The sequence below is a fragment of the Tumebacillus amylolyticus genome, assembly GCF_016722965.1.
Classification (GTDB): Bacteria; Bacillota; Bacilli; order Tumebacillales; family Tumebacillaceae; genus Tumebacillus; species Tumebacillus amylolyticus.
On sequence record NZ_JAEQNB010000001.1, the window covers coordinates 494249 to 508592 of the forward strand.

10 protein-coding genes and 1 riboswitch are annotated in these 14344 nt (G+C 54.9%); of the genes, 8 read left to right on the plus strand and 2 right to left on the minus strand.

Annotated elements, in window-relative coordinates; all coding sequences use genetic code 11:
- Positions 1–61 precede the first annotated feature (61 nt).
- The 8 genes from JJB07_RS02350 to JJB07_RS02380 all read left to right on the plus strand — a co-directional run bounded on the left by JJB07_RS02350 (position 62) and on the right by JJB07_RS02380 (position 12749).
- The gene (locus JJB07_RS02350) at positions 62–3865 is read left to right on the plus strand and encodes an S-layer homology domain-containing protein (protein ID WP_201630782.1); all 3804 of its coding nucleotides are present in this window, start codon (positions 62–64) and stop codon (positions 3863–3865) included.
- A 148-nt stretch (positions 3866–4013) separates the two neighbouring features.
- Positions 4014–5636, plus strand: a complete 1623-nt coding sequence (locus JJB07_RS02355) for a CPBP family intramembrane glutamic endopeptidase (RefSeq protein WP_201630783.1) — start codon at positions 4014–4016, stop codon at positions 5634–5636.
- 137 nt (positions 5637–5773) lie between these two features.
- On the plus strand, positions 5774–7060 hold the full coding sequence (locus JJB07_RS02360) for a helix-turn-helix domain-containing protein (protein WP_201630784.1): 1287 nt from the start codon (positions 5774–5776) through the stop codon (positions 7058–7060).
- Positions 7057–7206, plus strand: coding sequence for a hypothetical protein (locus JJB07_RS23880; RefSeq protein WP_236587566.1), 150 nt, complete (start codon positions 7057–7059; stop codon positions 7204–7206). The genes JJB07_RS02360 and JJB07_RS23880 overlap by 4 nt, the downstream gene beginning before the upstream one ends.
- A 117-nt stretch (positions 7207–7323) precedes the next feature.
- Positions 7324–8415, plus strand: a complete 1092-nt coding sequence (locus tag JJB07_RS02365) for an SGNH/GDSL hydrolase family protein (RefSeq protein ID WP_201630785.1) — start codon at positions 7324–7326, stop codon at positions 8413–8415.
- Positions 8412–9557 carry an MBOAT family O-acyltransferase gene (locus JJB07_RS02370; RefSeq protein WP_201630786.1) on the plus strand — a complete coding sequence of 382 codons (1146 nt, stop codon included), beginning with the start codon at positions 8412–8414 and terminating at the stop codon, positions 9555–9557. Before JJB07_RS02365 ends, JJB07_RS02370 begins: the two co-directional genes overlap by 4 nt.
- 213 nt (positions 9558–9770) lie before the next feature.
- A complete protein-coding gene (locus tag JJB07_RS02375; RefSeq protein WP_201630787.1) occupies positions 9771–11360 on the plus strand; it encodes a copper amine oxidase N-terminal domain-containing protein in 1590 nt (529 codons plus the stop codon).
- Between the two features lie 68 nt (positions 11361–11428).
- Positions 11429–11520: riboswitch (cyclic di-GMP riboswitch) on the plus strand.
- Between the two features lie 62 nt (positions 11521–11582).
- Positions 11583–12749 (plus strand): copper amine oxidase N-terminal domain-containing protein, encoded by a 1167-nt coding sequence (locus tag JJB07_RS02380; RefSeq protein WP_201630788.1) that lies wholly within the window; start codon positions 11583–11585, stop codon positions 12747–12749.
- A gap of 91 nt (positions 12750–12840) precedes the next feature.
- Here JJB07_RS02380 and JJB07_RS02385 read toward each other — a convergent pair whose 3' ends face one another.
- Together JJB07_RS02385 and csaB are read right to left on the minus strand one after the other, a co-directional pair.
- Positions 12841–12996 carry an aspartyl-phosphate phosphatase Spo0E family protein gene (locus JJB07_RS02385; protein ID WP_201630789.1) on the minus strand — a complete coding sequence of 52 codons (156 nt, stop codon included), beginning with the start codon at positions 12994–12996 and terminating at the stop codon, positions 12841–12843.
- A gap of 98 nt (positions 12997–13094) precedes the next feature.
- Positions 13095–14204 (minus strand): polysaccharide pyruvyl transferase CsaB, encoded by a 1110-nt coding sequence (gene csaB / locus JJB07_RS02390; protein WP_201630790.1) that lies wholly within the window; start codon positions 14202–14204, stop codon positions 13095–13097.
- Positions 14205–14344: the final 140 nt, after the last annotated feature.

The window sequence follows — 14344 nt, forward strand, 5'->3', positions numbered from 1 at the left end:
CTAACATCTCCAGGATGTACCCTATAGAAAACGAGACTACTAGGTGAGGGGATCTATACCTGTGAAAAAGTTGAACCAATGGCTTGCCGCTTCTCTTGTCCTGACGACCGCCTTGGCACCAACCTCTGCGCTTGCTGCTCCGACGACGGGAACGATCGCAGATCTGCAGAAAGCGGATTCGTGGGCACAGAATGCCATCGTGCAAGTAAAAGACCTCGGACTGATGAACGGCGACCCTACGGGTAGCTTCCGCCCGACCGATACGATTACGCGTGCTGAATTTGCGGTTTTGCTGACCCGTTTGATGCAAGTAGAGGTTCCGGCGGCCACGACGTCTTCGTTTGCAGACGTTCCGTCCGGACACTGGGGCTTGTCCTATATTGAAGCTGTAAAAAATGCCGGCCTGATGCTGGGCGATGGCAACGGCACGTTCCGTCCGGATGATGTAATCACCCGTGAAGAGTTGGCGGTGCTGTTGGTCAAAGCAGGGCAAGGCAGCGCGCAAGACGGCGAGTTGACGGTGGCAGACCAAGCAAACGTCTCCTCGTGGGCAAAAGGGTACGTACAAGCGGCGCTGTCGATGGGCCTGATGAACGGCGACGGCACCAACTTCAACCCGAAAAACACCGCCCAGCGTCAAGAAGTGGCGCAAGTGGCAGTCAACTATGTGAACAAAGTTCCGTCCAAGATCGACATCGTGGCGGACAGCACGGTTACCGTCAAAGGCATGCCGTATCAGGTGTCCGGCGCTCTGAAGCCGCTTTTCAACGTGAAGAACTCGGCGGCTCTCAAGAACGCGAAGATGCGTTTTGAAATCAAAGACAAAGTGATCACCAAAGTCACCTACCTCGAACTGGTCCACGAAGGCCAAGCGCCGGCGGCAGGGTCTGCCGAATTCAGCGGCAACGCCGTGCTCGATGCAGGGGGCGCGACGGTTGACGGCCATGTAAAAGTTTCGGCGGACTACGTGTCGCTGCTGAACTTGAACGTGAACGGGGACTTTGAAGTGGGCGAAGGCGTGAAGCATGACTTCTACTCCAGCAAAGTCAAAGTCAGCGGCAAGACGGTCGTCAACGGCGGCGATGAGAACACGGTCGTGTTCGACGGCGCGACGCTCGGTGCGGTGGAGATCAACAAACAAAACGTACACGTCAAATCTGCAAACGGCACGACGGTTGACCAAATTCAAGTCAACGCAGACGCACGCCTCGAAGCGGATGAACATGTCACCCTGACGAACGTCACCGTCGGCGCCGGCGTCAAGAATCTCCAACTCGACGGCAAAGGTTCGGTCGAAAACTTGAACGTGCAAGACAAGTCGTCCAAGATCACCCTGCTGCCGGGCACCCAAGTTCAAAATGTAAAAGTACCCCAAGGCTCGCAACTCTCCGATGTCTTCGCGAACTACGACAAAGCGAAAGACCAAATCGGCAAGGGCCACGGCAACGATAACGGTCATGGTACCGACAATGGCAACAATGGAAATGGCAATGGAAATAGCAACGGCAACGGCAATAGCAACACTGGAAATAGCAACGGCAATAGCAACAGTGATGATAGCCGTGGTTCTAACTTCGATATCTATTTGAGAGCCATGACGGCCTTGAAGGACCTGCCGCAACCGGAGAACATCACGATTGAAAACTACCGACAAGTTCACGAAAAGCTCGAATGGGCGCAAACGATGGTCGCAGAATTTAATGCCCGCCATTCGAAATACACGCTCACCAACCTCGACATCCTCGCAGCCGACTTGGAAAAAGTCGATCAACTGATCAACCAAGTGAATCACGACCAGTTCCGCGATTCCGCAGTCCAAGCACTGGCTCAATTGCCGGATGCATCGGAGATCACGTACGACAACCTCGGCACGATCTCCGTCGAAATTACCGCCGCCGTAGAAGCGGTCAGCGCGGCACGGGTCAACGGCGTGTATACGCCGGAACTTCCGGGCCTCGACAAGTTGGTCAAAGTCGAGCAATTGAAAGTGAACAAGCTGTTTGCGACGGACGCGAACGGCGACCTCGACAAAGACCACCTCGCAGCCGACTTCGACATGGAGAAGTTCTACGAAGTATTCGACATGTTCGACGTTCTGCTCGACCCGCAATCGATCGCCCTGTCCGGCATGTCGGAAGCAGATGCTCGCCATGCCTACGTCGAGGCGATGAAACGCATCGTGGGCCTCAGCGATATGGACATGGCCATCTACAACCTGATCGACGACCTGAACCTGCTCTACATCCTCGAAATGCAGGAGAACTTCTTCGATCTGATCGGCATGATTCCGACTGTGGAGCAAGTCACGATGGCCGACAAAGGAACGCTCTCGTTCCTCCTCGACCTCGACCAAACGATCACGTTGACTTCGATGACCACGGGCCAAGCGATCCCGAACTACGGCGACTGGATCGATGCCGAGATCAAACTGTACGACGCATCCGGCGCACTGGCTCCGTCTGTCGTCGAAGCCCTGTTCACCGACAACACCCACACGGCATTGGCAAGTGACATTACCCAAGGGTCGCTCAACGAAGCAAAAACTTTCGTAGACAATGCAGACTACTCCGTCAAAGATGACCTGTACGCGCTCCTCGATGTTGCGCAAGGACTGTTCGCGAACCAAGAAGATCTCCTCCCGGAAATCTTGTTGGCTTGGACACAAGCCAACATGGACCCGTCGACCTGGAACCATGAGATTGTAATCGGGGACGGATTCTATGTAACGGCCAACAAAAACTCCAAAGTCTATCTGGTTCCGAACAACGCGCACCCGCTCAGCACGGAGGGGTTGGAAGCGTTGGTCGCAGACCACAAAGCAGCGGTGACCTCTGTGACCGGTGTAGGTGAAGGCATGACCGGCGAGATTCCGACGGCCGGCCTCGCCAGCGGCGATTATCGTTTGTATATGGCCGACAACTTCGGACACGTCAAGCCGGATTGGGCGACCTACACGCTCGTCGACAACGTGGCTCCGTACGTGGTCTGGCCGATTCGAGATCAGGTATTGGAAGTAAGCGGCCCGATACCGCGTATCCCGATTCAATTTACCTTCCAAGATACGCCGGACGATACGTTGACTTACTCGGCGACTTCAAGTGATCCGTCGATCTGCGATGTCATGGTTGCCTCGCTTGGCGTGCGTCTGCAACCGCATGCTCCGGGCGTCGTCACGATCACCGTTACGGCGACCGACAGCCGTGGAGCGACCGGCTTCACGACATTTAAGGTTACCGTGAATCCGGACCCGCCCTTTGTGAACCAAGACCCGCAAATGGTGAACCAACTTCCCGATTACGTCACCAAAGTTGGCGACGATGATCAGCAGTTCGACCTCAACAACTATTTTGTCGATGAAAATCCGGAAGACATCCTGTCCTATTCGCTGGCACCGTACACCGATGACAGCGTGGCGACGGTCAGTTTGGAGAACAACGTGCTCAACATTCACGGAGTCGCACCGGGTACGGCAACTGTCACCCTGATCGCATCGGACGGCCATGGCGGCACCGACGCCACCATGACGTTCCATGTCAATGTGGCAGCTACCGATCCGACGCCTGCTGCCAACCATGATCCGGCTGTAGCCAACACGATCGACACGCAGAACCAAACGATTGGCGATCCGGACCTGACTTTCGACCTGAACCAAGTGTTCAGCGACGAAGACGGTGACGCGCTGGCCTACACGCTGACCTACGACGGCTCCGAATACGCGGACATTCAACTGGACCAGACCACCGGCATCCTCACCATCCGCGGTCTCGCTCCCGGAACCGCGACAGTCACCTTGGTAGCATCTGACGGCAAGAGCACCAACGACGCGACCGTGACCTTCCAAGTCAACGTGACTACCCAAGCCTAGAAAGCTTTACCCGTCAAAATTCCGATCATCATCCAAAATAAGGAAAAAGAGAAGCGCTCCGGCGGAGGTGCTTCTCTTTTTTTGCGCTTGAATGTGCAACTTTCATGTGGTATACACTGGAAAGAAGAGTAATTCGGGAGGAATGTTGATGAGGAACGGGAAAAGTATAAAGGACAGGTATTTATGGATAGCCGGAATAGTCGGACTTCTTATCTTTCTCGTCATGACTTGGTTCGACCCAACGGTGCGTCAAACGTACGCCGTGGACCATGCGGGAGCGCAAGCGAAAGCGGTTGCTTTTTGGAAACAGCAAGGAGTAGACCTCCACGCGTATGAGTCCACCGTGGTGATGGACAGCGACCAACTGGCAGACGGCTACCTCGGCAAGTACGGTTTGCAGGAGAAGTTCGATCTCGAAGGCCTCCGCGCGGAACCGATCGTCTACTGGACCGTGACGTACTACAAGCAGCAGAGCCACGACAAGTATGTGACCCGCATCGACCCTGATACCGGGCAGATCGTGACCTGGCAACGTGGGGGGCAGGCGGTGGAACACGACTCCGACGAGGCAGGCGCGTTGCAAAAAGCGCAACAAGCTTTGCAGACACAGGGAGTCGAACAGGGGGCACCGACGCTTAAGACGAGAACGGTGGATGATCATTTCATTCATACCTATACCTTTGAATACCAGATCCCGTCGTCGGAGTTTGCTCTCGGGGACATGCAACTTCTCTATCACGTTGAGGTCAAAGGCGACACCGTGAGCGAAGTCAGCTATTCCTACCTCACGCCGACGGAGTTTCAAACTTGGCACAGCACCCAAGAAAAAATCGGCATGGTCTTGACCGGGCTCAGCTTGCTGCTGACGTTCGTGTTGTTCGTGCTCGCCTTCATCTTTCTGTTCTTGGTCAAGCAAAAAAAACCTTGGTGGTCTTCACTCTGGCTCGGTCTCGTGGTGACAGGGTTGTTCGCCCTCTCCAACCTCAACGAATGGCCGACGCTTCAACAAAAGTTCTTTGAAGCCGGGAGTTCCGGCGTCTCGCTCAGCATCGGACTTGTGGTGGTGATCCTCATCGTGGCGATCCTCTCCGTGCTGATGGGCGGGGCTTCCTATGTGATGATTCTCACCGGCGGTGCGCTCGTCAAGGAAGTGGACCTCACGCTATGGACACCGTGGCGCCATCCCGAGTGGGGGACCCGTCTGCGTCGCGCGATGTGGCGCGGGTTTGCGTTGTGCTTCATCTGGCTGACGTTGCAGAACTTGTTCTACTGGGTAGCCCAGCATGTCTTTGGCGTCTGGTTTGAAAACGACTTCTCGATGTCGCCGTCGAACATGTGGTTCCCGCTGTTGATGCCGTTGATGGCGTGGCTCGCCGGCGTTCAAGAAGAGACCACCTACCGACTGTTTGGCGTAACTTTTTTCAAAAAGTACTGGAAGAGCTCATTCCTCGCCTGCCTGTTGCCCGCGATGATTTGGGCACTCGGGCACAGCATGTATCCGATCTATCCGGTTTATACGCGGTTCATTGAATTGACGCTGTTCGGGTTGTTGATCGGGTATTGTTACTTGTGGTGGGGGTTTGAAACGGTGCTGTTTGCCCATGTGGCGTTCGATGCCGTGCAGATGGCGATGCCGTTTTTGTTTGGAGGAAATGGAAAGGAACTGGCAGTTGGAATCCTCTATTTGCTCCTGCCGATCGGGGTTGGATACGGCTTGAGCCTTGTCAAATCTACAAATGCTCGGGAGGGAATCAAAATCCCACCCTTGTAAAGTGAGAAGATGTTTCGAAAATGTAGCTGTATCATGTATGCCCGTCTTTCAAAAGACGTAAGTATCAGATATGATATTCGTTAAGTAAGCGACGCTCTTTTCTGTAAAGAAGAAGATCGATTCGGGGGGAAACGTTCATGGATAAATCGCTCGGACAGAAAATTAGGGAATGGCGCATGCGCAAAGGAATTACGCAGACGGAGTTGGCGGAGGGCCTCGTGACCCCGAGTATGATCTCTCAGATCGAGTCGGACAAAGCAAACCCCTCCTTTAAACTCCTCGAAGGTATTTCGCGCAAGCTCAATGTGCCGATTGACGAGTTTTTGATGGATATGCAAGATCAACTCGAAGAAGACACCCGCTATAAATTGGCGAAGTCTCTGATGGGTTCTCATGATTATAAAAAAGCCATTCAAGTGCTGGAAAGCCTCGAAGGCATCGACGAACACCACACCGAAGAGATCAAACTCGATCTCGCCGACGCGTACGTATTTGCTAAAGAGTTCGACAAAGCCAACAAGCTTTTAGAGGGTATGATTGACGAAATTGCGTTGGAGCGCGATCGTTCGAAAGCTGTGAAGCTGTACATGAAGCTCGGCTGGGCAAGGATGAACTCCAACAATTACGTGCTGGCAAAGCACTACCTGAACCAAGCGCTCAAGGAACTGAGCAAAGTCAACGACTTGCCGAACGAGGACAGAGGGATCCTGCTCAGCCGTTATGCGCTGACCGTTTCCTACTTGGGAGAAGCATCCGTTGCACTCATTTACTACAAGAATGCGATCGAGATGTTCCAAGGTACATCGAATCTGTTCATGCTGGGTCAAGCGTACCAAGGGCTTGCGAACACCTACTGGCGTCTGCAGGATTTCAAGCAAGCGGCGGAAACGACCCGCACGGCGATCACGATGTTCCGAAGCGTCAACAATCGAGTACAAGAATATCGCGCCAAGCAGAACTACGGGATTATGCAATATGAACTCGGGAACTTCACGGAAGCGCAAAACGTGTTTGAAGAGTGTATCGAGGAATTTAAATCGGTCGGCAACGAAGAGTTGATCGCCAATGCATATGGAGAGATGGGCAACCTGAATCTCCGAATGAAAGAGTACCAAGAAACGGAAAAGTGGAGTTTCAAAGCTTTGGAATTGCTCCCGGCCGAGCACAGTGAACGCGCCTTCGTTTACAGAACTTTGGGAATTCTATACAAGGAACTTCAAAATTACGATCGGTCATTAGAGTATATGTTAAGTTCTGTCGGTCTTTTTGAAAAATTCGGCTTGCTTGGTGAGGTATCTAAGTGTTATGCTCTTATTGTAAGCATATACGACTCGCGTGGGGAGCTCGACAAAGCGAGCGATTATATGCAAAAAATGACGACTTCCATGCAGGAAGGACTCAGGGTGAGGGGGCTTTATCTTTGAAAAAAGTAGTATTCTCTCTGGTGGTAGCTCTGGCAGTTGTTTTCTCCCTTGTTACGGTAAAGGCACAGAACCAAGCGTCCATAGCTGAGCCTAACTTCGGAGCTTCTTCCGTATCGTCCTTATCTATCTTAGAACCGGAATTTTAAGATCTCTTTTCATCATGCACGACCGCTCCGTACCGGGGGCGGTCTTTTTTTGTTTTCGGAGAACATCGTCGTGTGATACAGTGGTAAGAGTGTCAACTGTAACGATGAGGTGGTATTGTGAAAAAATTACTCGCGATGTGCGTGGGTCTCTGTTCCACCTTGCTTCTCGTGGACTTGTGGGCCGGCACGTTTGCGCCTGAGACGAAGGAGACGGAGCGGTTGGTTTTGGATGACACGTTCTATGAACAGAACATCCAACTGGACAACGCCGTCGCACAACTTCGGGCCACCCCGTCTCCGAAAGTCATCGCGCTGGGCGACTCGACGATGTACGGCTCGGTCGTCTACCAGAACGAGACGATCCCCTACTTTCTCCGGCAGAATTTGCAACGGCAGATGCCCCATGCCTCCGTCACCAACCTCGCGTATCCGGGAGCTCGACCTGCCGACCTGTACGCGATGCTGAAATTGATACCCGACGCACATCCCGACCTCGTCGTCGTCGATGTGAACGTTGTGTTTTATTCGCAGCGCATCTTGCAAGAGGGTGCGCTTGCCAACAAGACGCTCAAGCGGGAGTTTCTGTACGAACCGGACGTACCCAAGGGCGTTTTCGCCGACAACCGCGTGGAGGAAACTCTCAAAACGTGGCTCAAAGATACGAACATCGGCCAATACCAGACGGCGATCAACAAGCAGTTGTTCGGCCTCCAACCGAGGCAGTACGTCCGCGATGCGGTCGATGCGCTGTCGCCTCCGAAGGCATCCGCACAGCCTCCCGCAAACACGGCCACTCCTGAGAACATCATCGGGGTTCCGTGGACGAGCAAGACGTGGGGGGACCAAGAGCGTGCCACGATGGAGCGCATCTACGGCAAAGGGTTGCTTGTGAAGGAAGAGAACGATTCGGTGAAGATGCTCATCGCCTTCCAAGAGTACGCCAAGGAGCACGGCATCAACGTCCTCTACTACCTCGCGCCGCAGAACGAGTCGTTGATCGGGCAGTTTTTCTCGCTCGGGCAACTGCACGACAACCAAGAATTTCTGCGTGAAAAATTGGTCCGTGGAAGTTCGTGGTACCTCGACTTGAGCCGGGAGATTCCGTCCAACCTCTTTGGCGACTATGACCATATGCTTCGCGAGGGCAACGCCCGCGTCGCCGATCGATTGGCCGACGAGATCAAAGCCAAGGGGGTCTTGGGCCGATGATCTTCACGACGTATACATTCCTGGTCTTTTTCGCCGTCACGTTGTTGCTCTATACGCTCGCTCCGGCCAAAGTACGTCCGTTCGTGATGATCCTCGCCGGGTTCGTGTTCTACGCGTATGACAGCGTCCCGCATTTCGTGTTGCTGCTGGTCCTGACACTCGTCATCTACTCTCTCTCCCGTTCGAAGTCAAAACGCGTGCTCCTCTTCGGCATCGTGCTGTCTGTCGGGTTGCTTTTCTACTATAAGTATTGGAAGATGGCGGTCACGACGATTGACACCTGGTTCGGGGGCAACTTGCCGGTCGTAAAACTGGCGGTGCCGCTGGCGATCTCGTTCTTCGTCTTCGAGTTCGTCCATTACCTCGTCGACGTCTACAAAGGCAAAGCCCAGCGCGTCACGCTGCGGGAGTTTTTCCTGTTTATTTTCTTCTTCCCGTCGCTGGTGGCGGGTCCGATCAAGCGCATCCAGTCGTTTGAAAAAGACCGCATCTCGTTCACCTCGGGAGATGTCTACCAAGGGCTGTTCCGCATGGGCATCGGGCTGTTCAAAAAAATCGCCCTCGCCGATTCGCTCAACCCGTTGTTCGCGCCGATCTTCGCCGATCCGGGCTCTGCGTCCCTTGCGGCGCTCTGGGTGGCGATGTACGCCTATGCGTTCAAGATCTACCTCGATTTCTCCGCGTACTCCGACGTCGCCATCGGGGCGGCGCAATGCTTTGGCTACCACTTGCCGGAGAACTTCAACTGGCCGTACATCTCGCGGAGTCTCGGCGAGTTCTGGCGGCGCTGGCACATCTCGCTGTCCTCGTGGATTCGCGATTATCTCTACATTCCGCTGGGCGGCAACCGCAAGGGATTTGCGCGGGGACTCCTGTTCCTGTTCCTCGCCATGACGATCTCCGGTCTCTGGCACGGAGCGAACTGGACGTTCGTCGTCTGGGGGATGTGGCACGGCGTCGGACAAGCGGTGAACAAAGTCTGGAGCAAGTACCGTCCGAAGTCGACGTGGCTCCCGCGACCTCTGGGTCAAGTGGCAGCTTGGGCGCTGACGTTCCACTTCGTCTGCTTGGGCTGGGTGTTTTTCGCTTCTCCGACGTTGCACAACTCCTTCGTTTTCTTAAAACGCATGTGGGGGGTCTGATCCATGTTCAAGGCGTTTGCCAAAGGGGTCTTGCTCGCGTTGCTCCTCGTCGCCGTCTATCTGATCGCGGAAGGACCGAGCGAGCGCTTCATCTACACCGACTTTTAGCAAAAGAGCACCTGACCGCACGCGGTTCAGGTGCTTTTTTTTCCAGTTGCAAAGTAGGAAACTCTCACAGTAGGATGGTAGCATGAGAGAGGAGTGTGTTTGAACATGACTTTGTGGAAGCGATGGACGCAAACCCTGTTGCTGGGCGTCTGTGTGGCGGGCGGTCTGGGAGTTGCTCAGGCGGCTTCCGCTGCGACGCCGGAGCGACCGGACGTCTATGTGGACGGCGAATGGATTCGGTTCGATGTGCAGCCACAAGCGTTTCAATACCGCACCCTCGTTCCGATGCGGATGATTTTTGAAGCTTTGGGCGCCGATGTGCGCTGGGAAGAGGCCACCCAAACGGCGGTGGCGACCAAGGACGGTGTGACGTTGCGCCTGCCGATCGGGAGCACCCGTGTCACCAAAAACGGGGTGGCGATGCCGATTGACGTGCCGGCGCAATTGGTGAAGGACCGGACGATGGTGCCGGTGCGATTTGTCGCCGAGTCGTTCGGCGATGAAGTGCTCTGGAACGAAGCGTTGGGCCGCGTGACGATCAACAGCGTCAACGCGCCGAAAATTCGCGTGGTTGGCGACGACGCGCTCTTGAAGGACGGGATGACGGCGAATCTTCAGTCGTTGGTGCGCCGCAACGACCTGACGACGCTCGTCGAAAACGAAATCGGCAAGACGTTCAAGAAGCCGGTCTGGGTCTACTTGGCGAACTCCGCAAAGGGCTTTGAGCAGAACATCGCGAAGTACGGCGGCGATCGCAACGCGAAGTCGATGGCGGAAACGGCGGAGGGCGTGACCTATGGGTCGCATGTGCTGATCCCGCTGAACAAACTGCCCAATGACGGGGAGCTGACCCAGACGGTCTCCCATGAACTGATGCACGTCTTGCTCAACCAGAACGGCGGGCTCTCCCTGCCGTCTTGGGTACACGAAGGCTTGGCGTGGCAGACGGGGCTCGATGCGCAGTTCAAGTCGCAACCGGCCGTCATGCGCCGCCAGATGGACGGCATGCTGCGCGATTATGTGCTCGGGGTCGTGGAGCAAGGCAAATACCAACCCCTCCTGTCGAGTCAGGACGGCACCATCGATGCCCTGACGACCGCCGGGTACAACGTGGAATTGCAAGACTATCTCGCCTATCAATATTACGTGGCGACGTACGGCAAGACGAAATTCCTCAGCTATCTGAACGCGTACGTCTCGGGCGGTACCCATGCGTTTGAATCGGCGACGGGGGTGACGGAGGCGGCGTTTGAAGCTGACTACCGGGCCTATCTGGATCGCGAAGTCAAGCGCACGTCCAACGGCATGGAGATCACGCTCAACGTTCCGGCGAATTTCCAAGGCGTGGTCCAACTCTTGCCGCAGGGCACAGGCAAGACTTCGACAGACGCCCTTGTGTTACAACCCGGTCTCCAAAAAATTCGCGTCTACAAAGACGGGCACGTCGAAGGCGTTCAGACACGACCGACAAACGACCGCTCCGATCGCGAGCAGAGTGCCGTCTATCTGTTTGTCGATGTGAACCAAGCGGTGAAGGAACAGGGCGTGTCCACCGAGAGCGGCGGGATGGGATTCTATGATTCGTACGGGGAGTATTACTACGGCTATGCGTGGTTGGAAACGGAGCAAGACGCGGTCTATCCGGACACCAATCGAGTGTTGGGGTTGGAAATCCTCGATGTCCATGCGTTTTAGCTAGGACTTTTGTCGCTTGTGACAACTTCGCAAGGTTTGTAAGATTAATAATATAGACAAACATTTTCTCCCGATAAAGGCAAACCTGATCGAAAGACAGGGACGCAAAGCCACGGGCCTACCGTGCGGACGTATGCACGACGGCAGCCGGGTTGCCGAACTTGAGATGTTTTTTCAAGAACGGTGAGCAGCACTCGTTGGGAAAACGAGGAGGAGTTTTTTATGAAAAAGTGGAAGTTTGCGGCGATGATCATGGCCGTGACGTTGATGACCGCGCCGGTCTCAGCTGCATTTGCAACCGATCCGGGTACGCCGACCCCCCCACCGACTCAACCGACCGATCCGGCAGAACCTCCGGTCGTCGTACCGGGTGACGATGGCGGCACGACAACCGACCCGACGACAGGTGACATGTGCTCCGACGACGACGAAGGAGATCAGGACGACAACGGGGGGACGACCCCGACTCCCGACCCGACACCTGTGCCCGACCCTACGCCTACTCCCGACCCGACACCTACGCCGGAACCGACTCCGCAACCGAGCTTCGGGTTTGACAAAAACGACCACGGGCACGGCAAGGGCGACGACAAACAGCATGACGAGCACGGACAAAACGACAACGCTTGGGGCCACACGGACGGCAAAGGCTCGGGCGGCGTGACGACGACCTGCCACTCCGACAACGGCAAACACAAAGGCTGGACGAACAAAATCACCAACATGGTCAAACACCTCGACGAGCTCAAAAAGCAACTCGCGTCGCTGGAGAAGCAACTCGACCTGCTCTTAGCTTGGGCGAAGCAAAACGGCTCCACCACCGACCAAGACGCGCTGCAACAAGTGCTCGAAGCGCTCAAAGCCAAGGACGACGCGGGCGAAGCAGCACCGGACGATCTCGTCGTGATGTCGGACGCGCAAGACAAACTGCAGAACCCGGACGGCGCCATCCAGTCGCTCGAAAAAGCGCTGACCCTGGATTACAACAACCAAGACATCTACACCCGCCTCTCCAAGCAACACGTCAAGAAGGGCGATACCAACGAAGTGAAAGTCTATGTCCAAGGCAAGAAACCGGCCTTCGACGTACAACCGGTCATCCTCGACAACCGCACCCTCGTTCCGCTGCGTGCCATCGGCACCGCGCTGAACGCAGACGTGAAGTGGGACGAAGCGACGCAAACGGTCACCCTCACCAACAAGAACGGCAAAGTCGTGACCTTGCAGATCGATTCAAAGCAAGCGACCGTTGACGGACAGCCGGTTACCCTCGACGTTCCGGCCAAGAAGATCAACGACCGCACGCTGGTTCCGCTGCGAGCGCTCGGCAACTTCTTCAACTTGACCGTTGACTGGGATGACAGCGCACAGATGGCGATCTTGAAGTAACTCCACAAAAAAACCTCCGCATCCGGGCAACCGGAGCGGAGGTTTTTTCGTAAGGTCATCGGGACGGACACGCAAACAAATCGGAAGGTGGCTATTGCAACGGCTTGCTATGATAGGTGACGATGTAGCGATCGAGCTGTTGGCTCAACAGGAGGACATTCGGGTGCAAGAGATCCCCTTGGTACTCCTTCACGACTTCGTTCAACTTTCGGCGGATGCGTTCGATTTCTTCCAAGTAGGTGTCCATTCGCAAAACCTCGTTTCGGAAAAGGTCTTTCTCTTATTTTAGACAGTTTGTGGAGAATTAACAATAGTTAATTCACTCGGAGTTGGTAAAATTTCAAGTTAACCCAAGTAGCGAACTGCTAATTCTCCACTTTTCTCCGCTTCTTGACGCAATTCTTCCACATGCGGGCGCATCATGACGCGGTAGTGTTCGAGGTTCTCCACACAATCTTGGATCGTGTCACGTAGACTTTCGTAGGTGACGTTGTTCACCGCATCGATTTGGCGGTCGTAGCCGACACGCTGGACGAAACGGTCGATCTTGGGATCGTAGGAGAGCGAGACGAACGGCACTCCGCAGTGCGCGGCGAGGATCAACGAATGCAAGCGCATCCCGATGATCAGGTCGGTGTTGGCAATGATATTCGCGATGTCGCGGAATGAGAACTGGCGGTTGAGCAAAACGGCGCGCTCCTTCATGTAGGAGAGCACTTTCTGCGACGCGCCTACGTCCCCCGGATATTGCATCGGGATGAACACGACTTTCCAGCCGGCGCGAATCAAATCGTCGGCGTTCTGCGCGAGAACTTTGTGGAACGGGTGCGGCGTCACCCAGTTGCGAATCGCGATGCCGGCGATCTTCTGCTTGCCGCCCAAGTAGGGGGTCTGCACACCGAATTCGCTCAACATCTTGGCACCGGCGTCCTTGGAGAACAACTCCGGGTTGATCGCAAAAGCCGGGTCGGCCGTGACGTACATCTCGGGCTTGGAGACGCCGTACATTTCGAGATCGTCGCGCGACTTGGCGTCACGGACGGTGATTAGATTGACATGGTTGACGACTTTGCGGATCAACCTCTCGCTGAGCGGCTTGGAGATCGGACCAATGCCTTGTCCATAAAAGACAATCGGCTTGCCAATCATCTTCGCCAGTCGTGCAATCCCTAAGTAATACAAAATGCTGCGTCCACCGGTTACGTCCTGCAGGAGACTACCGCCTCCCATAACCAACATGTCGCAACGCATCAGTTCGCGGAAAATCACGCCAAAATTCCAGCGGTTAAAAGCTTGGATGCCAAACAAGGCTTCCGTGCGGGTGGGCTGGTTCGAGAGCACGACGAGTTCCGCATCAGGACGTTCCTTGCGAATGCTCGACATGATGCCGTACAGGACGGTGTCATCACCCAAGTTGTCGAATCCGTAGTAACCGGATATTAAGATACGCGGCATTAGCTCTGCTCCTCGTGCGGTCAAAATACAGAACTAGTATACCATTCGACCCCCCCGATGAAAAGCGATGGATGGGAAAACTTACAGCGCATGACGACCCTGATTGTTCCTCATACTACACCAAGAAAATCACGACGGAG

Excerpts from the sequence above, each read along its gene's own strand:
- JJB07_RS02355 (WP_201630783.1), top strand. The coding sequence starts at position 4,014 with ATGAGGAACGGGAAAAGTATAAAGGACAGGTATTTATGGATAGCCGGA.
- JJB07_RS02360 (WP_201630784.1), top strand. The coding sequence starts at position 5,774 with ATGGATAAATCGCTCGGACAGAAAATTAGGGAATGGCGCATGCGCAAA.
- JJB07_RS02370 (WP_201630786.1), top strand. The coding sequence starts at position 8,412 with ATGATCTTCACGACGTATACATTCCTGGTCTTTTTCGCCGTCACGTTG.
- JJB07_RS02375 (WP_201630787.1), top strand. The coding sequence starts at position 9,771 with ATGACTTTGTGGAAGCGATGGACGCAAACCCTGTTGCTGGGCGTCTGT.
- JJB07_RS02380 (WP_201630788.1), top strand. The coding sequence starts at position 11,583 with ATGAAAAAGTGGAAGTTTGCGGCGATGATCATGGCCGTGACGTTGATG.
- JJB07_RS02385 (WP_201630789.1), bottom strand. The coding sequence starts at position 12,996 with ATGGACACCTACTTGGAAGAAATCGAACGCATCCGCCGAAAGTTGAAC.
- csaB (WP_201630790.1), bottom strand. The coding sequence starts at position 14,204 with ATGCCGCGTATCTTAATATCCGGTTACTACGGATTCGACAACTTGGGT.